Annotated in this window: 22 protein-coding genes; 5 read left to right on the top strand and 17 right to left on the bottom strand. The window is 61.3% G+C overall.

The features are described from left to right. Nucleotides 1-168 precede the first annotated feature (168 nt). Genes ACQZ60_RS17885 through ACQZ60_RS17875 form a run of 3 tightly spaced genes read left to right on the top strand, consistent with a single transcriptional unit; the run spans nucleotide 169 to nucleotide 5,637 of the window. Nucleotides 169-933, top strand: coding sequence for an ImuA family protein (locus tag ACQZ60_RS17885; protein WP_020809458.1), 765 nt, complete (start codon nucleotides 169-171; stop codon nucleotides 931-933). Then, a complete protein-coding gene (locus ACQZ60_RS17880; protein ID WP_020809457.1) occupies nucleotides 848-2,365 on the top strand; it encodes a Y-family DNA polymerase in 1,518 nt (505 codons plus the stop codon). Before ACQZ60_RS17885 ends, ACQZ60_RS17880 begins: the two co-directional genes overlap by 86 nt. Next, entirely contained in the window at nucleotides 2,362-5,637 is a 3,276-nt protein-coding gene (locus ACQZ60_RS17875) for an error-prone DNA polymerase (protein WP_020809456.1), read from the top strand. Before ACQZ60_RS17880 ends, ACQZ60_RS17875 begins: the two co-directional genes overlap by 4 nt. 14 nt (nucleotides 5,638-5,651) lie before the next feature. On the opposite strand, the gene ACQZ60_RS17870 is transcribed toward ACQZ60_RS17875, so the two are convergent. Both ACQZ60_RS17870 and ACQZ60_RS17865 read right to left on the bottom strand, forming a co-directional pair. Beyond that, nucleotides 5,652-6,290, bottom strand: coding sequence for a class I SAM-dependent methyltransferase (locus ACQZ60_RS17870; RefSeq protein ID WP_020809455.1), 639 nt, complete (start codon nucleotides 6,288-6,290; stop codon nucleotides 5,652-5,654). Nucleotides 6,291-6,373: 83 nt separating this feature from the next. Beyond that, nucleotides 6,374-7,312, bottom strand: coding sequence for an AraC family transcriptional regulator (locus ACQZ60_RS17865; RefSeq protein ID WP_020809454.1), 939 nt, complete (start codon nucleotides 7,310-7,312; stop codon nucleotides 6,374-6,376). 182 nt (nucleotides 7,313-7,494) lie between these two features. Between ACQZ60_RS17865 and ACQZ60_RS17860 the strand changes: the two genes are divergently transcribed. Next, the gene (locus tag ACQZ60_RS17860; protein WP_031233615.1) at nucleotides 7,495-8,712 is read left to right on the top strand and encodes an MFS transporter; all 1,218 of its coding nucleotides are present in this window, start codon (nucleotides 7,495-7,497) and stop codon (nucleotides 8,710-8,712) included. Nucleotides 8,713-8,758: 46 nt separating this feature from the next. Here ACQZ60_RS17860 and ACQZ60_RS17855 read toward each other — a convergent pair whose 3' ends face one another. The 5 genes from ACQZ60_RS17855 to ytfQ form a co-directional block, all read right to left on the bottom strand. Then, on the bottom strand, nucleotides 8,759-9,493 hold the full coding sequence (locus tag ACQZ60_RS17855) for a FadR/GntR family transcriptional regulator (RefSeq protein ID WP_003523755.1): 735 nt from the start codon (nucleotides 9,491-9,493) through the stop codon (nucleotides 8,759-8,761). Nucleotides 9,494-9,511: 18 nt separating this feature from the next. Then, nucleotides 9,512-10,492: a galactofuranose ABC transporter, permease protein YjfF gene (gene yjfF, locus ACQZ60_RS17850; protein WP_020809452.1), complete on the bottom strand. Its 981-nt coding sequence runs from the start codon at nucleotides 10,490-10,492 to the stop codon at nucleotides 9,512-9,514. Continuing rightward, nucleotides 10,489-11,532: an ABC transporter permease gene (locus ACQZ60_RS17845; RefSeq protein ID WP_031233613.1), complete on the bottom strand. Its 1,044-nt coding sequence runs from the start codon at nucleotides 11,530-11,532 to the stop codon at nucleotides 10,489-10,491. The genes yjfF and ACQZ60_RS17845 overlap by 4 nt, the downstream gene beginning before the upstream one ends. Further along, complete coding sequence (locus ACQZ60_RS17840; protein WP_448735798.1) at nucleotides 11,532-13,055, bottom strand: sugar ABC transporter ATP-binding protein; 1,524 nt, start codon at nucleotides 13,053-13,055, stop codon at nucleotides 11,532-11,534. The genes ACQZ60_RS17845 and ACQZ60_RS17840 overlap by 1 nt, the downstream gene beginning before the upstream one ends. Nucleotides 13,056-13,130: 75 nt before the next feature. Further along, nucleotides 13,131-14,090 carry a galactofuranose ABC transporter, galactofuranose-binding protein YtfQ gene (ytfQ, locus tag ACQZ60_RS17835; protein WP_020809449.1) on the bottom strand — a complete coding sequence of 320 codons (960 nt, stop codon included), beginning with the start codon at nucleotides 14,088-14,090 and terminating at the stop codon, nucleotides 13,131-13,133. A 522-nt stretch (nucleotides 14,091-14,612) separates the two neighbouring features. On the opposite strand from ytfQ, the gene ACQZ60_RS17830 reads away from it, so the two are divergent. Then, nucleotides 14,613-16,424, top strand: coding sequence for an IlvD/Edd family dehydratase (locus ACQZ60_RS17830; RefSeq protein ID WP_020809448.1), 1,812 nt, complete (start codon nucleotides 14,613-14,615; stop codon nucleotides 16,422-16,424). Between the two features lie 138 nt (nucleotides 16,425-16,562). Here the strand turns inward: ACQZ60_RS17830 and ACQZ60_RS17825 are convergent, their stop codons facing one another. The 10 genes from ACQZ60_RS17825 to ACQZ60_RS17780 form a co-directional block, all read right to left on the bottom strand. Then, a complete protein-coding gene (locus tag ACQZ60_RS17825; RefSeq protein WP_020809447.1) occupies nucleotides 16,563-16,772 on the bottom strand; it encodes a hypothetical protein in 210 nt (69 codons plus the stop codon). Between the two features lie 56 nt (nucleotides 16,773-16,828). Then, a complete protein-coding gene (locus ACQZ60_RS17820) occupies nucleotides 16,829-17,233 on the bottom strand; it encodes a VOC family protein (protein WP_003523747.1) in 405 nt (134 codons plus the stop codon). A 14-nt stretch (nucleotides 17,234-17,247) separates the two neighbouring features. Continuing rightward, entirely contained in the window at nucleotides 17,248-17,736 is a 489-nt protein-coding gene (locus ACQZ60_RS17815; RefSeq protein ID WP_448735797.1) for a helix-turn-helix domain-containing protein, read from the bottom strand. Between the two features lie 66 nt (nucleotides 17,737-17,802). Further along, entirely contained in the window at nucleotides 17,803-17,997 is a 195-nt protein-coding gene (locus tag ACQZ60_RS17810; RefSeq protein ID WP_003523745.1) for a hypothetical protein, read from the bottom strand. Nucleotides 17,998-18,155: 158 nt separating this feature from the next. Continuing rightward, nucleotides 18,156-19,274, bottom strand: coding sequence for a pyridoxal-phosphate-dependent aminotransferase family protein (locus tag ACQZ60_RS17805; RefSeq protein WP_448735796.1), 1,119 nt, complete (start codon nucleotides 19,272-19,274; stop codon nucleotides 18,156-18,158). A 9-nt stretch (nucleotides 19,275-19,283) separates the two neighbouring features. Continuing rightward, on the bottom strand, nucleotides 19,284-20,063 hold the full coding sequence (locus ACQZ60_RS17800; protein ID WP_448735795.1) for an ABC transporter ATP-binding protein: 780 nt from the start codon (nucleotides 20,061-20,063) through the stop codon (nucleotides 19,284-19,286). Next, entirely contained in the window at nucleotides 20,060-20,863 is an 804-nt protein-coding gene (locus ACQZ60_RS17795) for an ABC transporter ATP-binding protein (protein WP_448735794.1), read from the bottom strand. Before ACQZ60_RS17795 ends, ACQZ60_RS17800 begins: the two co-directional genes overlap by 4 nt. Then, the gene (locus ACQZ60_RS17790; RefSeq protein WP_448735793.1) at nucleotides 20,860-21,690 is read right to left on the bottom strand and encodes an ABC transporter permease; all 831 of its coding nucleotides are present in this window, start codon (nucleotides 21,688-21,690) and stop codon (nucleotides 20,860-20,862) included. The genes ACQZ60_RS17795 and ACQZ60_RS17790 overlap by 4 nt, the downstream gene beginning before the upstream one ends. Beyond that, nucleotides 21,687-22,676 (bottom strand): ABC transporter permease, encoded by a 990-nt coding sequence (locus ACQZ60_RS17785; RefSeq protein WP_448735792.1) that lies wholly within the window; start codon nucleotides 22,674-22,676, stop codon nucleotides 21,687-21,689. The genes ACQZ60_RS17790 and ACQZ60_RS17785 overlap by 4 nt, the downstream gene beginning before the upstream one ends. Before the next feature lie 9 nt (nucleotides 22,677-22,685). Then, the gene (locus ACQZ60_RS17780) at nucleotides 22,686-24,296 is read right to left on the bottom strand and encodes an ABC transporter substrate-binding protein (RefSeq protein WP_448735791.1); all 1,611 of its coding nucleotides are present in this window, start codon (nucleotides 24,294-24,296) and stop codon (nucleotides 22,686-22,688) included. Nucleotides 24,297-24,593 lie beyond the last annotated feature (297 nt).

Raw genomic sequence — 24,593 nt, 5'->3', positions numbered from 1 at the left:
GGCCGGACAATTCCGTTTTAGCGGCGGCACGTATGGCCGCAAGGCCATAATCCCGCTCTTCCCGTGCAAACTGTTGAAGAGCGGCACTGCATTGCTTGACTCTTTGCTGAAATAAGAACAAAACAGGAACAATAGAATTGAAAATCCGGAATTGAAACCTGTCATGCCATGCAAAAGCGCGCGGATCAGTTGCTCGTTGTGGAAGAGCTGCGTGAAAGGCTGGAAAGGATCGGTAACGGCGCTCCGCGCCTGCACGAGACCTTGCCTTTCGGCGTGGATGCCATCGACCACCACCTGCCGGGAGGCGGGCTGAAGCTCGGTTGTCTGCATGAGGTGAGCGGCGGCGGCAATGGCGCTGCCGATGGCGCGGCGGCCGCCCTTTTTGCGGCCGGTGTGGCAGCACGGCTTTCCGGCAAGGTTTTATGGTGTGTCACCCGCCGGGATCTGTTCATGCCGGGGCTGACGCAGGCGGGCCTGTCGCAGAACCGGGTCATCATCGTTGAATGCCGTGATGAGAAAGGTGTGCTCGACTGTTTCGAGGAGGGTTTGCGCTGCAACGGCTTCGGCGCGGTGATGGGCGAAGTGGCAAAACTGCCGATGAACGCCTCGCGGCGGCTGCAACTGGCGGCGGAAACCTCCGGTGTTACAGGCGTTGCCATCCGCCGTTTCCGGCGTGCGGCCGATGCGGCGCTGTTCGGAGAGCCGACGGCGGCGGTGACCCGCTGGCGCATCTCCGTCCGGCCCTCATCCCCCTTGCCGGTGCCGGGGGTGGGCAGACCGCGCTGGTTTCTGGAACTTTTGCGATGTCGTGGCGGCGAAAGTGCCGAATTTGAAGTGGAAGCCTGTGATGCAAAGGGTCGTCTCGCTCTACCTGCCGACATGGCCGACGGATCGTTTCCGGCGTCTTTCGGGCAAGGACGCGCCGCCGGTTGAAAAGCCGCTGGTCATGATCGGCCGCCAGGGCAGCCGCCGGCTGGTGCTGGCGCTCGACAAGGCGGCAAAGGCGGCCGGCATCCGGCCCAGCACGCCGGTCAGCAAGGCGCAGGCGCTGGTGCCGGGCCTTATCGTGGAAGATATGGATACGGCTGGTGATGCCCGCGCGCTGCAGCAGCTGGCCTTTCATTTCCTGCGCATCTATGCCCCCATTGTCGCCGCCGACCCGCCGGACGGGCTGGTGCTGGACACAGCGGGTGCGGACCATCTGCATGGCAATGAGGCGCTGATGCTGAGCGGCATGGTCAACCGCCTGCATGCCGCCGGTTTTGCCGCCCGCGCCGCCATTGCCGATAGCTGGGGGGCTGCCCATGCGCTGGCGCGCTTTGGCCGCGAGGAGATCGGCATCGTGCCGCCGGGCGGGCAGCGGGTGGCGATCAGCGGCTTGCCGCTTTCTGCGCTCAGGCTGGAAGAGCGTATCGTTTCCGGGCTGAAGGTGCTCGGTTTCCGCAGCATCGGCGAGCTTGCCGAAGCCCCGCGCGCGCCGCTGACCCTGCGTTTCGGCCCCGAGCTCGTGCGCCGTCTTTCCCAGGCTTTCGGAGAGATCGGCGAACCCATAGAACCGGTGCGCGTGGCCGAGCTGGTGGAGGTGCGCCGCGCCTTTCCCGAGCCGATTGCGGCGGCGGAAACGATTGCCCGTTACACGCAAAAGCTGGTTGCGGAGCTTTGTGTCGCACTGGAAAAGCGCGGCCTCGGCGCCCGCCGTGTCGATCTGGTGCTGCACCGGGTGGATAGCGGCCTGCAGGCGGTGCGGGCCGGCACCTCCAGACCGGTGCGCGATGTCAAGCAGCTTGTCCGGCTTCTGACCGACCGTATCGACACCATCGATCCCGGTTTCGGCATCGAGATGATGGTGCTGACCGCCACCCATGCCGAGCCGCTTGTCGCCGCGCAGGCCCGTTCCTCGCTTCTGGAGGAGGGACGCGTGGACATCGCCGATACGGTCGATGTTATCCTCAACCGCGGTCACAGGGTCTATCGTTATGCGGCGGTGGCGAGCGATGTGCCGGAGCGCTCCGTTGCCCCCGTTGCGGCGCTTGCGCCTGAGGATACGCTCGGCTGGCCCGGTCACTGGCCGCGTCCGGTCAGGCTTTTTGCAAGGCCGGAAGCCATCGAGACGCTGGCGCTGCTGCCGGACCATCCGCCGCGTTATTTCCTCTGGAAGGGCATTCGCCACAATGTGCGCCGCGCCGATGGGCCGGAGCGGGTGTTCGGCGAATGGTGGAAACGCGACCGGGAAAAGGCCGCTGTGCGCGATTATTTCACGGTGGAAAATGAAAGCGGCGAGCGCTTCTGGATTTTCCGTTCCGGTGACGGCGAACATGCCGAGACCGGCTCGCAGGGCTGGTTCATCCACGGGGTTTTCGCATGAATACGCCGCTTTATGCCGAACTTCAGGTGACCACGCATTTCTCCTTCCTGCGCGGTGCAAGCTCCTGTGAGGAGCTGTTCGAACAGGCCAAAAATCTTGGCATCGAGACGCTGGGCATCGTGGATCGCAACAGCCTTGCGGGCATTCCCCGCGCTTACGAAGCCGCCAATAATCATGGCATCCGCCTCGTCATCGGCTGCCGGCTCGATCTGGATGATGATATCTCCGTGCTTGCCTATCCCATGGATCGCGCGGCTTATGGCCGGCTTTGCCGGCTGCTTTCCGTTGGCAAGAAAAGGGGGGGCAAGGGCAAATGCCGGCTGACATGGGATGACCTCGTTACCTATGGCGAAGGCCTGATCGTGGTGCTGCTCGCCGATCTGGCAGACGATCTCTGCGCGCTTCGCCTGCGCCGGCTGAAGACAGCCTTTGCGGACCGGGCCTATATGGCGCTTAGCCTCCGAAGACGGCCCAACGACCAGATGCGTCTTTTCGAACTGTCGAACATGGCGCTAGCCGCAGATGTCCCGACCGTGGTGACCAATGACGTGCTGTTTCATGTGCCCGAGCGGCGCATGCTGCAGGATGTCGTCACCTGCATCAGGCACAATTGCACCATCGATGAGGCGGGTTTCCGGCGCGAACGCCATGCCGACCGCTATATGAAGCCGTCGGAAGAAATGCACCGGCTGTTTGCCCGCTATCCCGAAGCGCTGGCCCGCAGCCTTGAAATCGCGAAGCGCTGCAAATTTTCGCTGAAGGAACTGGTCTATCAATATCCCGAGGAGCGCACCCTGCCAGGGCTAACGGCGCAGCAGGCGCTGGAAAAGCTGGTCTGGGAGGCGGTGCCGGGGCGTTATCCGCATGGTTTGCCGGAGAAGGTTGAAAAGGCTTTGCATCACGAACTTGGCCTGATCGGCAGACTGGAATACGCTCCCTATTTCCTGACGGTGAATGCTATCGTTCGCCATGCACGCTCGCTGGATATTCTCTGTCAGGGACGTGGCTCGGCCGCCAATTCGGTGGTGTGTTACGTGCTTGGCATTACCGCCATCGATCCCGTCAAGGTCGATCTCCTGTTTGAACGTTTCGTTTCTGAGGAGCGGCGCGAACCGCCTGATATCGATGTGGATTTCGAACATCAGCGGCGCGAGGAGGTCATCCAGTGGGTCTATGATACCTATGGTCGCGACAAGGCCGCACTGTGCTCGGTCGTCACCCGTTATCGCGGGCGCGGGGCCTTGCGCGATGTCGGCAAGGTTCTGGGCCTGCCCGAAGATTTGACGAAACTTCTATCCTCACAGGTCTGGGGCTGGAGCGAAGAGGTAGACGAGAAGCAGGTGAAGGAGCTGAACCTCAATATGGAGGATCGTCGTCTGAAGCTTGCCCTTGAACTGGCCAACCAGCTTGTAGGCACGCCGCGTCACCACAGCCAGCATCCGGGGGGCTTCGTCTTGACCCATGACCGGCTGGATGAACTGGTCCCGATCGAACCCGCTGCCATGGACAAGCGGCAGATCATCGAATGGGACAAGGACGATGTCGATATCATGAGGTTCATGAAAATGGACTGTCTGGCGCTCGGCATGCTCTCCTGCATGAAGCGCGGCTTCAACATGCTGGAAGAACGTACTGGTGATAAGTACGATCTCGCTACCGTGCCGCAGGATGACGATCCCACCTATGAGATGATCCAGAAGGCCGATACGCTCGGCACCTTCCAGATTGAAAGCCGGGCGCAGATGTCGATGCTGCCGCGTCTGAAGCCGGCAAAATTCTACGACCTCGTCATTCAGGTCGCCATTGTTCGTCCTGGCCCCATTCAGGGTGATATGGTGCACCCATATTTGCGACGCCGTGACAAGAAAGAGGATGAACATTATCCGAAGGAGGAATTGAGAGGAGTGCTGGGCAAGACGCTCGGCGTTCCGCTGTTTCAGGAGCAGGCCATGCGCGTCGCCATCGAATGCGCGGGTTTCTCCCCCGGCAAGGCGGATCAGTTGCGCCGTGCCATGGCAACCTTCAAGAATGTCGGCACCATCTCCAAATTCAGGCAAGACCTGATCGATGGCATGGTCGCGCGCGGTTATGAGCAGGAATTCGCCGAACGTATCTTCAAACAGCTCGAAGGTTTCGGCAGCTATGGTTTCCCCGAAAGCCATGCGGCTTCCTTCGCGCTGATTGCTTATGCTTCCTCATGGCTGAAGTGCCACCATCCTGATATTTTCTGCACGGCGCTTCTCAATTCGCAACCCATGGGGTTTTACGCCCCGGCGCAGATCGTGCGCGATGCGCGTGATCATGGCGTGGAGGTGCGCCCGGTCTGCGTCAATAATAGCCGCTTCGACTGCACGCTGGAACCGACCGGCAAGAGGGACACCAATGGCAGAGAGCGTTATGCCGTGCGGCTAGGTATGCGTCTGGTGAAGGGACTTTCCAACAAACACGCTGCCGATATCGTCGCCGGCCGGCAGGACCGGGCTTTTGCCTCGGTGGATGATCTCTGGCGCAGGGCCGGCGCTCCTGCCGCTGCCCTCGTCTGTCTGGCCGAAGCCGATGCCTTTCTGCCGTCGCTTTCGCTTGCCAGACGTGAAGCGCTCTGGGCCATCAAGGCTTTGCGGGACGAGCCGCTGCCGCTTTTTGCCGCCGCCGCCAGCCGGGAAAATGCTGTCGTGGACGAGCTTCAGGAACCCGCCGTCGCGCTCAGGCCCATGACGGATGGCGGCGAGGTGGTGCAGGATTACGGTCATGTGGGGCTCACCCTGCGCGAACATCCCATGACCTTCCTGCGGCGCGATCTTTCCCGCCGTCGCATCGTTACCTGTGCGGAGGCGGTGCGTGTGCGGGATGGCACATGGCTGGAAACGGCGGGTCTGGTGCTGGTGCGCCAGCGCCCCGGCTCGGCCAAGGGCGTGATTTTCATGACGCTGGAGGATGAGACGGGCATTGCCAACGCTGTCCTTTGGGTCAATACCTTCGAAAAATACCGGCGTGTGGTGCTGTCTGCCGGCATGGTCGGCATTTACGGCAAGATCCAGCGGGAAGGCGAGGTGGTGCATCTGGTCGCCCACCGGTTGGCCGATCTGTCGGAAGCGCTGGCAAGTGTGGGCGAGCGCAACCGTGCCTTTCCCCTGCCGCATGGGCGTGGCGATGAGTTCCACCACGGCATGCCGCCGGAGGATCATCGCACTATTAGGAAACACCCGCCGGCTACAGTCGATGATGAAGATGATGTGGAGCGGATAAAGGTCATTTCCCGCAATTTTCATTGAAAAGGCGGTTCAGATTATCTTTTATGCGCCACGATATAAGGCCGCTTGTCATTGCCCTTTGTCGCGTGGAATTCCGTGGCCAGAATGTCGAAGCCTCCGGCTGTTATATGTCGGCTCAACTCGGTGGCGGTGAAGATGCCGGCATAGGGCGCCTTGCCGATTGCGCGCATGGCTGGCAACACAAGGCGGATGAGTGGGTTCATATCGCCGACGCAGGGTGTCTTGGTAATGAGAAGCCCCTGCGCGGTGAGCAGGGAATGGATGCGCCGCAATGTGCCGGGCAGATCGCGGACCAGATGAAGGTAATTGAAACCCAGAACCGCGTTAAACTGCGCGGGGTCGGGCACAAGCGTTTCCACGGTAGCCATGCTGAAAACGAGGTTGGTGAGAGAGCCGGCGGCGTGTTTTCTTTCCTCGGCAATCGCAATCATGTCGGCGGAAATATCCGTCGCAAGATAGTTTTTGACCCCGCCTGCCAGCCGGATTGCCGTTGTCCCGGTGCCGCAGCCCAGTTCCAGTACCCTGTCATCCGGTTTCAGCAGGGCGTGGGTCCGTTCCAGCGTGCGCGCATATCCGGTTTCGTCCGAAATCTTGCCCCCGGCATATTTCCGGGCAGACCGGTTCCAGAAACGGGCGTCGTCGGCAATGCTCATGGTGGATGCTCCCCGAACCTCACGCTTTCGCGTCAAGCGGATCTGATTTCACCCCGTATCCATATCCGTTTTATTTGAAGTTTTTAAGCCGCATCCTCCAGCCCGGCCGTGTCCTTCCTGCGGAACTGGCTGGGCGGCGCGCCGAGCACGCGTTTGAAGGCGCGGCTGAAGGAGGCTTCGGAATCGTAACCGAGCTTTTCCGCCGCCAGCGTTACGCGCATGCCTTCGCGCAGCCACAGCCGCGCCTGATGCATGCGCACGCGCACCACATAACGGGCCGGGCTTTCGCCCACTATGCGGGTGAAACGTTCCGCGAAACTGGAGCGGGATGCGCCCATCAGCGAGGCAAGCTCCTCCACGCTCCAGTCCTTTTCGGGGTTGAGGTGGATGGCGGCCAATACCCGCCCGAGTTCGGGATTGCGCACGGCGGCCAGCCAGCCGCTGGAATCGCCGCAGCCATATTCCACCCATGTGCGGATCAACGTCGCGGTCAGCACATCGGCAAGCCGTGCCAGAATGCCGCCCGCGCCCACGCGGTTCAGTTCCACCTCGCGCGTCATGGCTTCCAGCAGATGGGGGATAGCCGGGTCGCTTTTGGCCAGATCGCTGGTCAGCATCACATCCGGCATCAGCTGCAGCAGCGGGTGCAGATTGTCCATGTTGAAACGCATCGAGGCGGTAAAGGCGACGGTATCGCCGCCGGCGCTCGCGCATTCCATGTCGAAGATGCCCTGGCAGACTTCCTTCTTGCCGAAGCGGTCGAAAAGGGTGGGTTTCACATCCTCGCCGCTGCCCAGCACATGGGCGTGCCCTCGCGGCAGAAGCACGGCGTCACCGCAGGTCAGCGTCAGCCATTCGCCGGAAGGTTTCTGCAATTTCGCCTGACCGACGCCGATGAAATGAAACCGCGCGGCTTCCTGTTCGGGAAAGGCCGTCGCCCAGGGTGTGGCCATGCGGCACCGGCCGTATTCGACACCATCGAGCCTCAGGCCACGCAACATTTCGGTCAGGGCATCATTCATGGCGCTCTCGCAAATTCGGATGTTTGGTTAAGGAATATGGATTTTCTAGCATGGAAACGCCGGGATGTCACGCATAGCTTATGTGCATCGATTTGCGGTTGTTGAACCGGACTCCCACCGGTTTCACCATTTCGCCTTTCCGTTTCAGGACGCATTCCGGGAATGCGCATCAGGAGATTTTCATGAACAACCGGACCATAAACGAGCTTGAATATGTGCCGCGCAAGACAGAGCCGGATGCGAAATGGGCGGCCGTGGTTTCGCTTTCGCTCGGCGTTTTTGGGCTGGTGACGGCGGAATTCCTGCCGGTCAGCCTTCTCACGCCGCTTTCGGCCGATCTCGCCGTCAGCTCCGGCATTGCCGGTCAATCCATCACCGTTACGGCGCTGGTCGCGGCGGTCGCCGGCCCCGGCGTCGTCATCGGCACACGCAGCATCGACCGTCGCTGGACATTGCTTGGGCTGACCACGCTGCTGATCATTTCCAGCACGCTGGCCGCCTTCGCCAACGGTCTTTTCATGCTGTTCGCCTCGCGTGTCCTGCTCGGCATCGGCCTTGGCGGCTTCTGGGCCATGTCGGCGGCGCTGGCGCTGAGGCTCGTGCCGCTTGAAAAGATGCCGCGCGCCATGGCCATCATCCTGACAGGGGTTTCGGTTGCCACCGTCTGTGCAGCGCCGGTGGGCGCGTGGATCGGCGCGACGCTTGGCTGGCGCTCGGCCTTTGTCGTTGCGGGTGCGCTCGGTGTCATCGCACTTCTCGTGCAATTGCTCACCGTTCCGTCGCTACCGCCGGCTGGCGCACCCGGTCTTTCCACCATGTTCCGCCTGTTGCAGCGGCCGCAGGTCCGGATCGGCCTTCTGACGACGCTGTTCATCGTTGCGGGTCACTTTGCCGGCTTCACCTATGTCCGTCCGTTCCTGGAAGATGTGACGCTTCTTGGCGTCGAGGCGATTTCCCTCGTCCTTCTGGTTTATGGTGTCGGCGGTTTTTTCGGTAATCTTTTCGGCGGTTTCCTCTCCGAGAAAAACACGGCATGGGCAGTGACGTTCGCCGCGACTCTCATCGCGGCATCGGCTTCCGTTCTGGTCGTTGCGGGTGCGTCGCCCCTGATTGCCGGCCTTGCCATTGCCTCCTGGGGCTTTGCCTTCGGTGCGCTTCCGGTCAGTGTGCAGAGCTTCATCACGCGGGCCGCTTCCGATGAGGCGGAAAGCGCCGGTGCGCTGCTGCTCACCACGTTCCAGATCGCCATTTCCAGCGGTGCGGTTCTGGGCGGCCTGCTGATCGATCTTCAGGGGGCGACGATGGTTTTCGTCTTCGTGGCGATTGCCGCCCTTCTCGGCGCATCGCTGATGGCGTCGCGCCGTGGCGTGGTGCCGCAGGTCGAGGCATCGCAGGGGTAATTGGTCGAAGAAACCGGACCCGCATTCCTGCGGGTCCTACTCCTCCTCAAACCGTCTTGATCGCCTTCTGCGTCCGGTCTTTACCGACCTCGATCACGTGGCGCATGGCTTTCACCGCCGCATCCGCGTCACGCGCCGCAATCGCATGCACGATACGCAGATGATTGGACGCGATTTCGGCGATGGTGCCAGGCGAAGCGGCCGGCGACGAGAGCTGGAAGGAAATGGCAAGTGCTGCTTCGATCAGCCCGCTTGCCGAGCGCATGAAGGGATTGCCGGACATATGCGCCACGGCAAGGTGGAATTCGAGATCGACCTTGGCGATGCTTTCGGGCGTATGTTTCGGATTGTCGAATTTGGCGGCGATGACGTAAAGCGAAACGATATCGTCATTGGAGGCCTGCAGGGCCGCTGCCGCCGCCGCCGCCGGTTCCAGCGCCAGGCGGATCTCCGCCAGATGCGTGACGAATTCCTGGTCTATGCCGGCCTCGCAGCGCCAGCCCAGCACATCCGGATCGAAGAAGTTCCAGCTTGAGCGGTCGAGAACGCGGGTGCCGACCTTCGCCTTGGGCTCCACCAGCCGCTTGGCCGCCAGCGTCTTCATGGTTTCGCGCAGCACGGTGCGCGAGACGCCGAAGCGCATGGAGAGTTCCGCGTCATTGGGCAGCAGGGAGCCTTCCGCAATTCTGCCCGAGACGATGGCGCTGCCGAGTTCGGAGACCACATGGGCGTGGCTGTTCCGGCGTTTTCGCCCGCTTATCGTCGTTTCGAGCAGCCCCAAGCAAGCCTCCCTTGGCAATTATGCCGGATGCGGTCCGGCCAGTCTCCTGTTTGAATACCAGATGATTGCGCGCTGCAACACGATGAAGATGAAAAGCAGCACACCGATGACGATTTTCGTCCACCAGGAGGAAAGCGTCCCGTCAAAAACGATGTAGGTCTGGATCAAGCCCTGTATCAGAAGGCCGATGAAGGTTCCCGCCACCAGCCCCGTGCCGCCGGTCAAAAGCGTGCCGCCAATGACGACGGCGGCGATGGCGTCGAGTTCCACGCCCACCGTCGCCAGCGAATAACCTGACGAAGTGTAGAGCGTATAGACGATGCCGGCGAGGCCGGAGAGAAAGCCGGAAAGCGCATAGATGCCGATGGTCGTCGCCCCGATCGGCACGCCCATCAGCTCGGCCGATTGCGGGTTGCCACCGAGCGCATAGACATTGGCGCCAAAGCGGGTGCGGCTGGCGATCAGCATGCCTGCGGCAAAGACGAGAAGCATCAGCATGGCGAGCGCCGTCAGCCTGCCGCCACCGGGGAAGCGGTAATAAAAACCCTGTATCGCATCGATGAAGGGATGCGAGATCGGCACGGACTGGGTGGAGATGAGGTAAGCCGCGCCGCGCGCCAGAAACATGCCCGCCAGCGTTACCACGAAGGGCGGGATGGCGAGGAAGCGGATCATCGCCCCCATCAGGCAGCCGAACAATGTCGAGACAACCAGCACGATGGCGAAGGCGAGCAGCGGATGCACATTATAGGTGCCGACCATCACGGCCACGAAGACGCTGGTAAACGCAATGACCGAACCGATGGAGAGATCGATGCCGCCAGACAGGATGACGAAGGTCATGCCGACCGCCGCAATGCCGAGAAAGGCGTTGTCGGTGAGAAGATTGCCGATCACCCGCGTGGAAAAGATCGCCGGATATTGCAGCACGCAGAGGAGATAGGCGATGACGAAGATCGTCAGCGTGGTGAGGAAGGGCAGGTTGCGGCTGTGGATCATCGCGCGGTTCCTTCCTTGGTCATGCCATTGGCGGCGGCCGGTTTGGCGTGTGGCTTGGGCGCTTTCACGAAGCCCAGCACCGTCATGATCGCCGGCGATTGCAGCGTCAGCACCACCATGATGATGCCGGCCTTGATGATGAGGTTGAATTCCGGCGGAAAGCCCGAGACGAGAATGCCAGTATTGATGGTCTGGATGATGAGCGCGCCGATCAGCGAGGCGGTGATGGAGAAGCGCCCGCCATTCAGCGAGGTGCCGCCGATGACAACGGCGAGGATGGCGTCCAGCTCCAGCCAAAGCCCGGCATTGTTGGCATCCGCGCCGCGAATGTCGGCGGTCACGATCATGCCGGCGATGGCCGCGCAGAGGCCGGAGACGGCATAGACGAAAAACAGCAGGAAGCGCGCCCGCACACCGGCAAGCGCTGCGGCGCGGCGATTGATGCCGGTCGCCTCGATCAGGAAACCGAGCGCGCTCTTGCGCACCAGAAGGCCGATCAGCAGTGCGGCCGCCACCCAGATGATGACGGGCAGCGGAATGCCAGCGAATGCGCCGGAACCGATGGCGGCAAAGCTGTCATTGTTGAAGGTGAGAATGACGCCTTCGGTGATGAGCTGGGCGATGCCGCGCCCCGCCACCATCAGGATCAAGGTGGCGATGATCGGCTGTATGTCGAGCAGGGCGACCAGCACGCCGTTCCACAGACCGCAGGCAATGCCCACCGCAAGCGAGATGACAATGACCGAAGGAATGGAATGGCCGTTGCTGATGAGCGTGGCAGCGACCGCGCCGCAGATGGCAATGACCGCGCCGATGGAAAGATCAATGCCCTTGGTGGCGATGACCAGCGTCATGCCGATGGTCAACAGCGCGACCGGTGCGGCGCGCACGAGAATATCCACCAGACTGCCATAGAGCCGGCCGTTCTGGAACGAGACATGCAGGAAACCCGGCGAAAGGATTGTAATCGCTGCCAGAATGATGAAGAGCGCGGCAAGCTGGGGAGCAAGCCTTTTGAAGCGTCGTGTCATTGCTGTCATCACGCCGCCTCCGTTTTCGCCGCATCGGCAATCGCCCGCATGATGTTGTCGGCGGTCACCTCGCCGCCCTTCAATTCGCTGACATGGCGGCGGTCGGAGAGCACGACGACACGATGGGCGACGGCGGTAAGCTCTTCCAGTTCGGAGGAGATGACGACAAGCGACATGCCCTCGCTGCAGAGTTTTTCGATCATTTTCAGGATTTCCGCATGCGCGCCGATATCGATGCCGCGTGTCGGCTCGTCGAGGATCAGCAGCCGGGGCTGGGTGGCGAGCCAGCGCGCCAGAATGGCCTTCTGCTGATTGCCGCCGGACAGGAATTTGATCGGCCGGTCGGGGTCGGCCGGGCGGATATCGAGCGACTTGATAAAGCTTTCGGCAAGCTCAGCCTTCTGCCGGCGCGAGAGCGGCCGTGCCCAGCCCTGCCGTGCCTGCAGCGCCAGGGCAATATTATCGGTAACGGAGAAGTCGCCGATGATGCCGTCCGTCTTGCGCTCTTCCGGACAGAATCCGAACCCGGCCGAGATCGCAGCTTCAGGAGACGAAATCGCCGCCGTCTTTCCGTCGATTGTCGCCGTGCCGGTATCGGGCCGGTCGATGCCGAACAGCAGGAAGGCGGTTTCGGTTCGGCCGGAGCCAAGGAGACCGGCGACGCCGACGATTTCTCCCGGGCGGATGCCGAGATCGAAGGGCCCGATGCTGCCGCGTTTGCCGTAACCTTCGAAACGGATCGGCGGCTCGCCCTCGGCAACCGTATCTTCGGTCGCCTGATGGTCATGGGTAATGTGCTGAAGCTCGCGACCGAGCATCATCGAAATGAGTTCGGATCTCGGCAGGCTGCCGATGTCGCGGGTGCCGACGAGGCGGCCATTGCGCAGCACCGTCACCCGGTCGGCGATATCATAGACCTGATTGAGGAAGTGGGTGATGATGACGATGCCGATGCCGCGGGCGCGCAGGTTTTTCAAAACCCCGAACAGCATCTCGACCTCATGGGCATCAAGGCTGGCGGTTGGCTCGTCCAGCACCAGCACCTTGCCGGAAAGATCGACGGCGCGGGCAATGGCGATGATTTGCCGGATGGCGACGGAATAACTTGAAAGAAGCGCGTTGACATCGATGGAAAGCCCGTATTGGGCAAGCAGCGCCTGCGAATTCTTTTGCATCGTGTTGCGGTCGATCAGCCCGAAGCGGCGCGGTTGGCGGCCGAGAAACAGGTTTTCGGCAACCGTCAAGTTTTCGAGAAGGTTCACTTCCTGATAGACCGTGCCGATGCCGAGCGCCTGCGCCTCGCCCACATTGGCGGGCGAAATCTCGCTGCCCTCCAGAAAGATCGAGCCGCTGTCGCGGTGATAAACGCCGGTCAGGATTTTGATGAGCGTCGATTTACCCGCGCCGTTTTCGCCGAGCAGGGCATGGATTTCACCATGTCCAAGCGAAAAATCGACGCCATCGAGCGCCGTGATCCCCAGAAAGGATTTGCCGATGGCGCGTGCTTCCAGAAGTGGTGCCGTTTCGGACATTGAGCAGGTTCCGCATGAAAAATGCCATGATGGAGCGGCACGAACGGCGCGCCGCTCCTTCCGAAGAATGGGGTATCAGTAACCCAGACCCTTCTTCGCCTCGTAGACCTTCATCGGGTCGTCGGACGCCGTGTAGAGCTTGGATTCGGTCTGAATCCACTTCGGCGGGGCCTTCTTGTCCTTCAGATAGGCTTCGAGCGCGTCGAAGGCGGGGCCGGCCATATCAGGCGTCAGTTCGACGGTGGCGTTGGCTTCGCCGGCCGCCATGGCCTTGAAGATATCAGGCACGGCATCGATGGAAACGACCTTGATGTCGGTTCCGGGTTTCAGACCGGCTTCCTTGATCGCCTGGATCGCGCCGACGGCCATGTCGTCATTATGAGCGTAGACCGCACAGATATCCTTGCCGCCACCTTCGGCCTTGATGAAGCTTTCCATCACTTCCTTGCCCTTGGTGCGGGTGAAGTCACCGGTCTGCGAGCGCGCGATCTTGATGTTCTTGTGCGAGGCAATCGCCTCTTCGAAGCCCTTCTTGCGGTTGATGGCGGGCGAAGAGCCGGTCGTGCCCTGCAATTCAACGACCTTGCAGTCCTTGGAGCCGACATCCTTGACCAGCCAGTCGCCGGCAACCTTGCCCTCATGAACCTGATCGGAGGTCACGGCGGTGAGGTAAAGATCGTCCGAAGCCTCGATCTGGCGGTCGAGCAGGATGACAGGGATTTTTTCTTCCTTGGCTTCCTTCAGCACGGCGTCCCAGCCGGTTGCGACGACCGGAGCGATCAGGATCGCATCGACGCCCTGCGCGATGAAGCCGCGAACGGCCTTGATCTGATTTTCCTGCTTCTGCTGCGCGTCGGCGAATTTCAGCGTGACGCCGCGCTTCTCCGCCTGCTGCTTGGTGACGGTTGTTTCAGCCGCGCGCCAGCCGGATTCCGAACCGATCTGCGAGAAGCCGACGGTAAGCGATTGTGCGGAAACACTGGATGCAAGGCATGCGGAAACGGCGACAGTGAATGCCGCAAGAGCTTTTCTCATCTTATCCTCCCAGAGATGATGTCAGCGTGACGGCGACACTATGAGCATATAGTAATACTCTTGAAAAGTGGTTTTTTGGCCTTTTCGCAATTTGGTTTTCACGAGCTGCGACGAAATTTTGTCATAAAATACAATGAATCAATGGTTTGAATGGAAATTAATTGCGCTTTTTTCCTGTCTGAACACGCCGAAAATGGCCCGTGATGTGGCTTGACAGCCAATGATGGCATCTAATAGTAATACAAATAAAGAGATCAGACTGAGGCGGAGTGCCGGGCCATCGGGCCGGCCGCATTCAGGCAAGGCAGGGAGGAAGAGGCCGTTGCGCGAAACCGGTATCATCGTAAATGCCGAAAAATATTCGGTTAAAGCCGAAGAACAGCTCCAAATCACTCGTCTGGGGCTGCTCTGTCGGTTATGCGTGATCTCCGAAAGCTGATTCCATTTTCCTTGCGCACAACATAAGCTTGTCGCATTTCGTAATATTTTACCGTTGGCCACTTCCGGCTGGAGACCTGCATAATGACCAAATCCGACAATCTGCCTGCAACCCAAGGCAAGCTTCGCTCGCGCGCGTGGTTCGACAATCCCGCCAACGCGGATATGACCGCGCTTTATCTCGAGCGTTACATGAACTTCGGTCTGAGCCAGGCCGAGCTTCAGTCCGACCGCCCGATCATCGGCATTGCGCAGACCGGTTCGGACCTTTCGCCCTGCAACCGCCACCATCTGGAACTGGCGAACCGCCTGCGCGAAGGCATCCGTGAAGCGGGCGGCATCGCCATCGAATTCCCGGTGCATCCGATCCAGGAAACCGGCAAGCGCCCGACCGCCGGTCTCGACCGTAACCTTGCCTATCTCGGCCTCGTGGAAGTGCTTTATGGCTATCCGCTCGATGGCGTCGTTCTGACCATCGGCTGCGACAAGACCACGCCTGCCTGTCTTATGGCGGCGGCCACCGTCAACATTCCGGCCATCGCCCTTTCCGTCGGCCCCATGCTGAACGGCTGGTTCCGTGGCGAACGCACCGGTTCCGGCACCATCGTCTGGAAGGCGCGCGAACTGCTGGCGAAGGGCGAGATCGATTATCAGGGCTTCGTCAAGCTCGTCGCCTCTTCGGCTCCCTCCACGGGTTACTGCAACACCATGGGCACGGCAACGACCATGAACTCGCTTGCTGAAGCGCTCGGCATGCAGCTTCCGGGCTCCGCCGCCATCCCGGCGCCTTACCGTGACCGTCAGGAAGTCTCCTATCTTACCGGCCTGCGCATCGTCGAAATGGTCAAGGAAGATCTGAAGCCTTCCGATATCATGACCAAGGATGCCTTCATCAACGCCATCCGCGTCAATTCGGCGATTGGCGGTTCCACCAATGCGCCGATCCATCTGAACGGCCTCGCCCGCCACGTCGGCGTCGAGTTGACGGTGGATGACTGGCAGACCTATGGCGAAGACGTGCCGCTGCTCGTTAACCTGCAGCCGGCCGGTGAATATCTCGGCGAGGATTATTACCATGCCGGCGGCGTTCCTGCCGTCGTCAACCAGCTGATGACACAGGGACTGATCATGGAAGACGCCATGACCGTCAACGGCAAGACCATCGGCGAAAACTGCCGTGGCGCGATCATCGAAGACGAGAAGGTCATCCGCCCCTATGAGCAGCCGCTCAAGGAGCGCGCCGGCTTCCGCGTTCTGCGCGGCAACCTGTTCTCCTCCGCCATCATGAAGACCAGCGTGATCTCGGAAGAGTTCCGCAACCGTTACCTCTCCAACCCGAACGATCCGGAAGCCTTCGAAGGCCGCGCCGTGGTGTTCGACGGTCCGGAGGACTACCATCACCGCATCGACGATCCGTCGCTGAAGATCGACGCCAATACCATCCTCTTCATGCGCGGCGCAGGCCCCATCGGTTATCCGGGTGCGGCGGAAGTGGTGAACATGCGCGCACCGGATTATCTTTTGAAGGAAGGCGTCAATTCGCTGCCCTGCATCGGCGATGGCCGTCAGTCCGGCACGTCGGGCAGCCCGTCCATCCTCAACGCTTCCCCGGAAGCGGCGGCAGGCGGCGGTCTTGCCATTCTTCAGACGGGCGACCGCGTCCGCATCGATGTGGGCCGCGGCAAGGCGGATATCCTGATTTCCGGTGAAGAGCTGGCCAAGCGTTACGAGGCGCTTTCCGCCGAGGGCGGTTACAAGTTCCCCGATCACCAGACCCCATGGCAGGAAATCCAGCGCGGTATCGTCAGCCAGATGGAAACCGGCGCGGTTCTGGAGCCGGCCGTGAAGTATCAGCGCATCGCCCAGACCAAGGGCCTGCCGCGCGACAACCACTAAGGTCAGGTAGTTTCGGCCGACCGCTTTTTAATCGGCCCCGGGGTAAAACCCGGGGCCGAAACATTTTGAATACCGTGCTTCGCAACCGCATAAACTGCACGGCGGCCGAAGAGCGCGATAGCATCATTGCTTATCTGCCTACTTCTCCGATGGGGCTGGCGGCTTTCCCAGATATGGCAGGAAGAACATGTAAAGCCCGCTGAAAACAAGCAAAGTCAGAGGCAGCAGCGGAGCAAAGACGATCACCGGCGGCGTCGGGCCGAAGGCCATCGAAGCGAAGTTCGCCAGAATGGTAATGGTCAGCAGAATGCCCAGCCACCGATGGCCCTGCCTTATCCAGTTTCGCAAGATCAAAATCGCCCCCAAGAAAAAGCATCCATGATGGAATGTGACACATCGGCGCTTCAGCGGGCCTGAACGAGCTTCCAGCCATTGCCGGAAGGATCGCGGAAGCTCGCATCCACCGAGCCGTAGCGGGCGATCGGTTCCTGGGTGAATTCGACGCCGCGTTTGTGCATGGCGTCAAAGGCTTTCTGGCAATCCTCGACCACCAGAACCAGCGGCGGCATGGCGCCTTTGGCCACGGCTTCGTTCAGATCCTGCGCCGTCGCCTCATCAACGGTCGGGGCCTGCGGCCGAAACAGGCCCAGCTGGAAATCCGGCTGGTCCGGGTGCTGCACGGTCAACCAGCGATAATCGCCGTTACGTGCGTCCGTATGCAGACGAAATCCGACTTTTTCGACATAAAATTGCAGCGCTTCGTCCTGGTCATGAACATAAAGCCCGACAAGTTGAACACCATTTTTCATGAGCTATCTCCCTTTCACTCACCGTGCCTACCGCTTTCCGTTCGCCGGCGCTTCTCCGAAACTGCGATTGTGAGATGGGGACGATGTGCGGCGCTGACGAAGCAATGGGGAACCTGCTCAAGGTCGGCAGGCAAAAGCCGCATCCTGCGCCGCAATTCACTCGGGTTTTCCCCGGTCACGTCGCGGAAAACACGGCCGAATGTGCCGATGCTGTTCCAGCCGGTTTGCAACGCGATTTCGATGACCGGAAAATCCGTGTCACGCAACAGCGCCACTGCGCGCTCCACCCGGCGGGTCAGCAGATAGCGGTGAGGAGGTATGCCGAAAGCATCGCGAAACGATCTCGCGAAGTGCGCCTGCGAGGCGCCGCTGACGCTTGCAAGGCGTGAAACAGGCCACGCCTCATGGGGCGCCGCGTCCATATGATCCTTGGCCCGCAGAAGGCGGCGCAGCAGTTTCAAGTCTCTGTTTGCAGAGTTCTTTTCATTTCCGGACCGGCGCATGCGGCAATCATTGAATGAACCCGCGGTCCTTGGCAAGGTTCATGCCTGCAAGCCGCTGTGAGTGGCTCAGATCACCGGGTAAAGCGACCAGAAGAACAGTTCATATTCCTGATCGCGGTCATCGTCATGCGACTCGTCATCGGGTCTGCGCGGTGTTTTGTCCTGAAACTCCGTCTCCACCCGCTCATTGACGACGGGCATCCTTCGGCCGATGCCAAAGAGGTCAAAGGAGAGCATGTTGAACCCTGCTACCATGGCCATTTCCCTTCTTCACGCGAGTTAACGTAGCGTTAAGTTTCGCGCGTTGCCATGATTTCGTCAAGATTGGCCGAGGAATTTGTCTACCATTTTTAACAACAATGTCGTGACTGACATTCCACCGCTGCCGGATTTGGCGCAATGAACGTTTATTAGCCGCATTAAACGCCGTTCGCAGGGCCGTCAGAATAGGTTTTTTCAGTCGCTTCCAGTGCGGAATCGGTATCTGCGGCATGGCCGAGGCTCTTCAGGGCGCTGGAGAAGGCCGCGATATTGGCTTTTACCGCCTCCGGATGCGCCCGCCGACCGGTGTGATTGAGCCTTATCAACCGTTCCGCGCCGGGGCCGACACCGGCGGAAAGATCCGCGCCCTGCTTTTGGGATGCAGCGGCGAGGAACGCTCCGGCTTCCACGGTATCCGGCAGGATCGCCGTGGAAACGAGGGCGGAGGCGTGTGCCTCTTCCACCCAGGTCGGGATACCGAGCGCCCTGATGCCGTTCCGGGTGGCCGCGGCCGCTCTTTCATGGCGTTCATTGGCAGACGCCAGACCTTCTGTCTCTATCCGGTCGAGGGCGGCCTCCAGCGCGTAGAATTCCAGCGGAGCGGGCGTTCCGGGCAGCACGCCGCGGCCGGCATCGAGCCAGAGTTTTTTCTGGTCCAGAAGCGAGAGCATGGAGTTTGCCGGCGCATCACCATGGGAAAGTAGGTCCCAGGCTTTTTCGCTGACGGAAATGGCTGAAACCCCGGCCGGGCCGGCCAGCGCCTTTTGCGGGCCGATCACGGCGATATCGATGCCCAGCCGGTCGACCTCGAAGGCATGGCCGCCGATGGAGGCGACGGCATCGACAAGGGTTACGATGCCCCTTTGCCGAGCGAGCGCGGCAATGGCGGGCAGGGGGTTGAGAATGCCGCTTGCCGATTCCGCATGGACGATGGCGAGAAGATCGAAGCCCGGACCCTCGTTCAGCGCCCGCTCCACCTCCTCCAGCGTGACCGGCTTTGCCGGGCTGGCGGTCAGGTTGCGCACCGTCGCGCCACCTCTCGCGAGCCAGCCGCCGAACCATGCGCCATAGGGGCTGGTGACGATGTTGAGCGCTCTAAGACCCGGTCGGGCAAGGCTCGTCGCCGCAGCCTCAAGCGCCAGCACGGCTTCCGCCTGTATGAGAAGGACGTCGTTCCCCGTGCCCATCAAGGCTGCCAGCCGGTCGGCCAGAATGGCGTAACGCTCCGCGGGAAAAGCGGGTGGGTCGAGCAGCAATGCATAATCCGGAACGGGCATGTCTTTTCCTTACGTGGCAATGGTCAGGCGCGGTGCGGCGTCGATCAGGGTTCTGGCGGTCGAGGATTGCGGCGCCGAGACGATATTTCCCGTCCTGCCGATTTCAACGATCCGTCCCGCTTCCATGATGGCGACGCGGTGGCAGACGGCCCGGATGACCGCGAGATCATGGGAAACGAAAATACAGGAAACAGCCGTCTCCCGCTGTATTTCCACCAGCAGTTCGAGGATTTGCCGGCGAACCGAAACATCGAGCGCGGAGACAGCTTCGTCCAGAATGAGAAGCGACGGTTTGAGCGCAATGGCCCGTGCAATCGCGACACGCTGCCTTTGGCCGCCGGAAAGCTCGAAGACCGAGCGGCCGGCATAGCTGGCGGGCAGGCCCACGCGCTCGAGAAGGCGGCGTATTTCCGCCGCACGCTCGCGTCTTTTGACCGTGCGATGGATGCGCAACGGTTCGCCGATGGCATCCTCGACGCTGGCGCGCGGATTGAAGGCGCCATGCGTGTCCTGAAACACCATCTGCATGTGCCGGCGGGCGGGGCGAAGCTTGCCGTCGTCAAGCGCCAGCCAGTCACGGCCTTTGAAATGGATCGTGCCTTCGTCGGCTGGGATCAGCCGCATCAGAATGCGCGCCAGTGTCGATTTCCCGCAGCCGGAGGGACCGGCAAGCCCCATGGTCTCGCCCGGCTGAAGCGAAAAGGAGATGTCGGAAAGCGCCGCCACCGTTCTTGCGCCGGTGCGATAGGTTTTCGACAGTCCGTCGACGCTCAGAAGGGCTTCGTTCATGACGCGGCCTCGCTGATGAGCGGCGGGGTGGAGAGATCGAGATAATCGGCAAGCAGCGCACGCGTATAGTCATGGCTGGGTGCGGAAAGCACCCGCCGCGTCGGGCCGTGTTCCACCAGCAGCCCCGCGCGCAGAACCGCGATCTCGTCGGCAAGGCTGGAAGCAAGGCCGATATCATGGGTGATGAACACCAGCGTCTTGTTTTCCTGCCGCACCAGATCGTCCAGCAGCGTGGCGATGGCGGCCTGACTGACCGTATCGAGCGCGCTCGTGGCCTCGTCGGCAATAAGGATCGAAGGACTGGCGGCAATGGCGGCGGCAATCGCCACGCGCTGCCTCTGGCCGCCGGAAAGCTGGTGCGGATAGGCGGCAAGCAGATGGGAAGGATGCGGCAGCCGCACCCGCTCCAGAAGGTCGCGGGCAAGATCGCGCGCTTGCCTCCATGACAGGCCGAGATGTCGCACGGCGCCTTCCGCCACCTGTTCTCCGATGGTGAGAACCGGGTTGAGTGTCGCGCCGGTATCCTGAAAGATCGTGCCGATATCGCGCCCTGGCAGCGGCCTGCCATGAAACAGGCCGCTATCGCGGCTCCAGGAAATATCGCCGGAAACCCGCGCATTGCCGGGAAGAAGCCCGGCAATGGCTCTGCCGAGCGTGGATTTTCCTGAACCGCTTTCGCCGATGATCGCCAGCCTCTGCCCCTGCCGAATCGTCAGCGAAACATTCTGCAAGGCCGGTGCATCGCCCGCCGCATAAAAAACGCTGAGATCGTCGATCCGGCACAGCGCATTTCCGCTCATGGCGCTTGCCTCCTCGTCGCCATCGCCCTGTTGATGCCTTCGCCGAGAAGGTAAACGCCGAGAACGGTGACCAGAAGGCCGATGCCGGGGATGATGGACAAAAACGCGGCTGAGCGCAGGACGTTGCGTCCTTCGGCGATCATAGAACCCCAGGTGACGATATTGGGATCGCCAAGCCCGAGGAAGGACAGTGCCGCTTCGGTGAGAATGGCTGCCGCGACGATGATGGCGGCCAGCGCCAGAACCGGCGGCAGGGCATTCGGTAAAATCTGCCGGAAGGCGATTTCCAGCGGATGCATGCCGATGGCGCGGGCGGATTGAACATAATCGCGCTCGCGGATGCTCAACACCTGCGCCCGCATCAGCCGCGCCGGATCCGCCCATGCGCCGAGCGCAATGGCGAGAATGACGATGGGCATTGAGGGGCCGATGGTGCTGACGAAGGCGAGCGCGAGCAGGAAATTCGGCACGATCTGGAAGGCGTCGGTGACGCGCATCAATGCTTCATCCACGAGACCGCCCGCAAAACCGGCAATGGTGCCGATGACGGTGCCGATCACCAGCGCGGCGGCGGCAGCACCCATGCCGACGAGCAGGGAGGCCTGCGCGCCATGGGCAAGCTCGGCCAGCACATTGCGGCCCAGCCGGTCGGTGCCCAGCGGCAGGGCGGCATCCGTAAACGGCGCAATCAGCGGTTCGCCGACGATGGCCAGCGGGTCGCCCGGAAAGAGGAGGGGGGCGGCAAGCGCCGTCACGGCAAGCAGCACCAGAATGATGGTGCCCGTAGCGCCTTCGAAACTGCGCAGCAGCCGGAGAGCGAAACTCATGCCTGTCGCTCCCCGCTGCCGATGCGCGGATCGAGAACGGCATAGACAATATCGACGGCGAGATTGACGAGGATGACGAAGACGGCGCTTGTCAGAATAATGCCCATCAAAAGCGGCGTATCGCGGCCGCTGACCGCCTCCTGCGCCAGCCGGCCGAAGCCGGGAATCGCGAAGACGCTTTCGATCACCACGCTGCCGCCCAGCATGGTTGCGGCCTGCAGGCCAAGCACGGTGACAAGCGGAAGAGCGGCGTTGCGCGCGACATGGCGCAGCACGATCCGTCTCCTGGAAAGTCCCTTGGATTGAGCAAAAAGCACGAAATCCAGCGGCCAGACCGCAGCCATGGCAGTGCGCATGACGCGCAGGAAAAGCGCGAGATAAATGAGGCCGAGACTGGCGACCGGCAGCACGAGATGGCGGGCAATATCGAGCGCCCTTGCAAATCCCTGCTTGCCCGAGGCGATGGTTTCGATGCCTGAGGTGGGCAGCCATTTGAGTTGAACGGCAAAGACGATGGCCAGCACGAGGCCGAGCCAGAAGCCGGGCGTGGCGTAAAGCGCCAGCGAAAGCGTTGAAAGCACGCGATCCGTCAGCCCTCCGGGACGGGCACCCGCCACAATGCCAAGCCCGGTGCCGAGAATGAAGGCGAGTGCGGTGGCGCTGCCCATCAGGAGAAGCGTGTTCGGCAACCGCTCGAGGATCAGCCCCAGCACCGGCCGGTCGAAGGCAAGCGACCAGCCGAGATCGAGCCGCAGCACCGAGCTGGCATAGAGCCAGAAACGGGCCAGCACCGAACCGTTCAGGCCATATTGCTCGCGCAATACATCCCTGAGCCCGGCATCGCCGCCGCCGATGGAGACGAGATAGGCGTCTACCGCGTCTCCAGATGCATTTTCAAGCAGTACGAAAGTGAAGATGAGAACGATCAGCAGCACCGGAATGGCGCTGACTGCCCTTCGCTTCAGCAATGTTACTGCACGCTTCACGATGCGTCCTTACGTATCGACCGCCGTATCCGCCCAGTTGGAAACGGCCCAGCGGGGATTGCTGGCGACATGTTTGACGGTATCGCGCGCCACTGTGATGAAGCCCCATTCGGCAACGTTGATCAGCGGCAGATCGGCGGCGACCTGCTTCTGGAAATCCTTGTAAAGCGCCGTGCGCGCGGCGGTGTCGACCGTTATCGCCGCCTTGTCGATCAATTCGTCCAGCGTCCTGTTCTCGTAACCGCCCTGGTTGGAGAAGCCGACGCCCGCCGGAATGCCGGAACGCACGAGAATGGTGGTGGAAATTGCCGGGTCGCCGCGGAAGACCGGCGGCGCGATGGCGAGATCGAAGGCATGATCGGTGTAGACGGCCTTCTGGTGAGCGGCTGAATCATTATTGACCAACTCGGCATCGATGCCGATTTCCTGCAACGCCTGACGAAGATAGGAGCCGAACTGTCTGGTTTCGTTGAAATAGGGCGCCGGCAGAAGTTTCAGCGAGAAACGTGTTCCGTTCGGGCCGCGCGCATAACCCGCCTCGTCCAGCAGGGCATTGGCCTTGGCCACATCGAAATCATAGGTCTCGACATCGTCGGTGTAGAATTCAGGGGCGTTTTTCGGTACCGGGCCTGTGGATGCCGTGGCGTAACCGAGGAAGACCTTGTCGATGACGAATTTTTTGTCGATGGCGTGGGCGATGGCCTTTCTGACCTTGAGATCGGCCAGTTCCTTGCGGCGATGGTTGATTTCGACCACCAGCTGATAGGTCAGCGCCTCGTAACCATCGGCAATGACCTTGATGCCCGCCACCTTTGAGATGCGGTCGAGATCGGCCAAAGGCACGGCGGAGAAGGCGGCGAGCTGGATTTCCTCTGCTTCGAGCGCGGAGGCCGCACCGGCCCGGTCCGGCAGGACGCGGTAGATGATCTCTTCGAGCTGCGGTTCGTCCTTGCCCCAGTAGTTGGGATTGCGGGTCAGGCGATAATATTCGCCGGGCTTGTATTCGGCAAAGACGAAAGGCCCGGTGCCGACCGGTTTGGTATTGGCCGGGTTGGTGGCGATATCGGTGCCTTCATAAAGATGTTTCGGCACGACGCTAGTAACGACCGGCAGCGCGTTGCGGATGAGCTGGAAGGGCGTGGGCTTGGAGAAGCGGAAGATCGCCGTGTGTTCATCCGGCGTGTCCACCTTCTCGAGATTGGCGAAGACCAGCCGTCCGAGATTCTGTAACGGCTTCCAGATGGAGAGCGCAGAAAAGGCCACATCCGCCGAGGTGAACGGCTTGCCGTCATGCCAGGACACGCCTTCGCGCAGCTTGAAAGTGGCGCTGAGACCGTCATCCGATCCCTGCCATTCGGTCGCAAGCCGCGGCGTGAGCCCATCCTTGCCATCGAAGGAGGCCTCGGCCAGCGGCTCGACGATCTTGCTGGCGATATAAAACACGCCGTTTGAGGCGACGATCGCCGGGTTGAGGTTCTTCGGCTCCGAATCGGCCGCCACGATCAGCCTTCCGCCGGGTGCCGCCTGCTGAGCGGCGGCGATGCCCGCCAAACCCGTGGTTGCGGCAAGAAGGAGTGACGTCTTGAGAAGCGAGCGGCGGGACAGGTGGACAGGCGACATGATTCACTCCGGAAATGAGGGCTGGGCGGGCCTTTCCACTTGGTCCGCGGCGGCCGATCTTAAGACTGCAACCTCGGCAGTGTCCACGTTAATTCGCGGGCTTTACAGCAATGATTTTACGTTGCGTGGGCCTTTGCGGAAACAATATGCTTTCCGGCGGTAATACGCTTTTCTCCTGCTGCGGTGCTACCGGCGGCGATGTTCCGGAAAATTGATTTAACGCAATGAAATTAGGTGGTTGGGATACCGATGCTTCGGCCGTGTGTGCCCCGTTGCGCCTGTGGGCGGAGCGAAAAT

The sequence above is a fragment of the Agrobacterium sp. 22-223-1 genome (genome assembly GCF_053522385.1).
This window is presented reverse-complemented; position numbering and strand designations above follow the sequence as displayed.

Coding starts and splice junctions, on each gene's coding strand:
- ACQZ60_RS17885 (WP_020809458.1), top strand. CDS start 169: ATGCAAAAGCGCGCGGATCAGTTGCTCGTTGTGGAAGAGCTGCGTGAA.
- ACQZ60_RS17880 (WP_020809457.1), top strand. CDS start 848: ATGCAAAGGGTCGTCTCGCTCTACCTGCCGACATGGCCGACGGATCGT.
- ACQZ60_RS17875 (WP_020809456.1), top strand. CDS start 2,362: ATGAATACGCCGCTTTATGCCGAACTTCAGGTGACCACGCATTTCTCC.
- ACQZ60_RS17870 (WP_020809455.1), bottom strand. CDS start 6,290: ATGAGCATTGCCGACGACGCCCGTTTCTGGAACCGGTCTGCCCGGAAA.
- ACQZ60_RS17865 (WP_020809454.1), bottom strand. CDS start 7,312: ATGAATGATGCCCTGACCGAAATGTTGCGTGGCCTGAGGCTCGATGGT.
- ACQZ60_RS17860 (WP_031233615.1), top strand. CDS start 7,495: ATGAACAACCGGACCATAAACGAGCTTGAATATGTGCCGCGCAAGACA.
- yjfF (WP_020809452.1), bottom strand. CDS start 10,492: ATGATCCACAGCCGCAACCTGCCCTTCCTCACCACGCTGACGATCTTC.
- ACQZ60_RS17845 (WP_031233613.1), bottom strand. CDS start 11,532: ATGACAGCAATGACACGACGCTTCAAAAGGCTTGCTCCCCAGCTTGCC.
- ACQZ60_RS17840 (WP_448735798.1), bottom strand. CDS start 13,055: ATGTCCGAAACGGCACCACTTCTGGAAGCACGCGCCATCGGCAAATCC.
- ytfQ (WP_020809449.1), bottom strand. CDS start 14,090: ATGAGAAAAGCTCTTGCGGCATTCACTGTCGCCGTTTCCGCATGCCTT.
- ACQZ60_RS17830 (WP_020809448.1), top strand. CDS start 14,613: ATGACCAAATCCGACAATCTGCCTGCAACCCAAGGCAAGCTTCGCTCG.
- ACQZ60_RS17820 (WP_003523747.1), bottom strand. CDS start 17,233: ATGAAAAATGGTGTTCAACTTGTCGGGCTTTATGTTCATGACCAGGAC.
- ACQZ60_RS17815 (WP_448735797.1), bottom strand. CDS start 17,736: ATGCGCCGGTCCGGAAATGAAAAGAACTCTGCAAACAGAGACTTGAAA.
- ACQZ60_RS17810 (WP_003523745.1), bottom strand. CDS start 17,997: ATGGCCATGGTAGCAGGGTTCAACATGCTCTCCTTTGACCTCTTTGGC.
- ACQZ60_RS17805 (WP_448735796.1), bottom strand. CDS start 19,274: ATGCCCGTTCCGGATTATGCATTGCTGCTCGACCCACCCGCTTTTCCC.
- ACQZ60_RS17800 (WP_448735795.1), bottom strand. CDS start 20,063: ATGAACGAAGCCCTTCTGAGCGTCGACGGACTGTCGAAAACCTATCGC.
- ACQZ60_RS17795 (WP_448735794.1), bottom strand. CDS start 20,863: ATGAGCGGAAATGCGCTGTGCCGGATCGACGATCTCAGCGTTTTTTAT.
- ACQZ60_RS17790 (WP_448735793.1), bottom strand. CDS start 21,690: ATGAGTTTCGCTCTCCGGCTGCTGCGCAGTTTCGAAGGCGCTACGGGC.
- ACQZ60_RS17780 (WP_448735791.1), bottom strand. CDS start 24,296: ATGTCGCCTGTCCACCTGTCCCGCCGCTCGCTTCTCAAGACGTCACTC.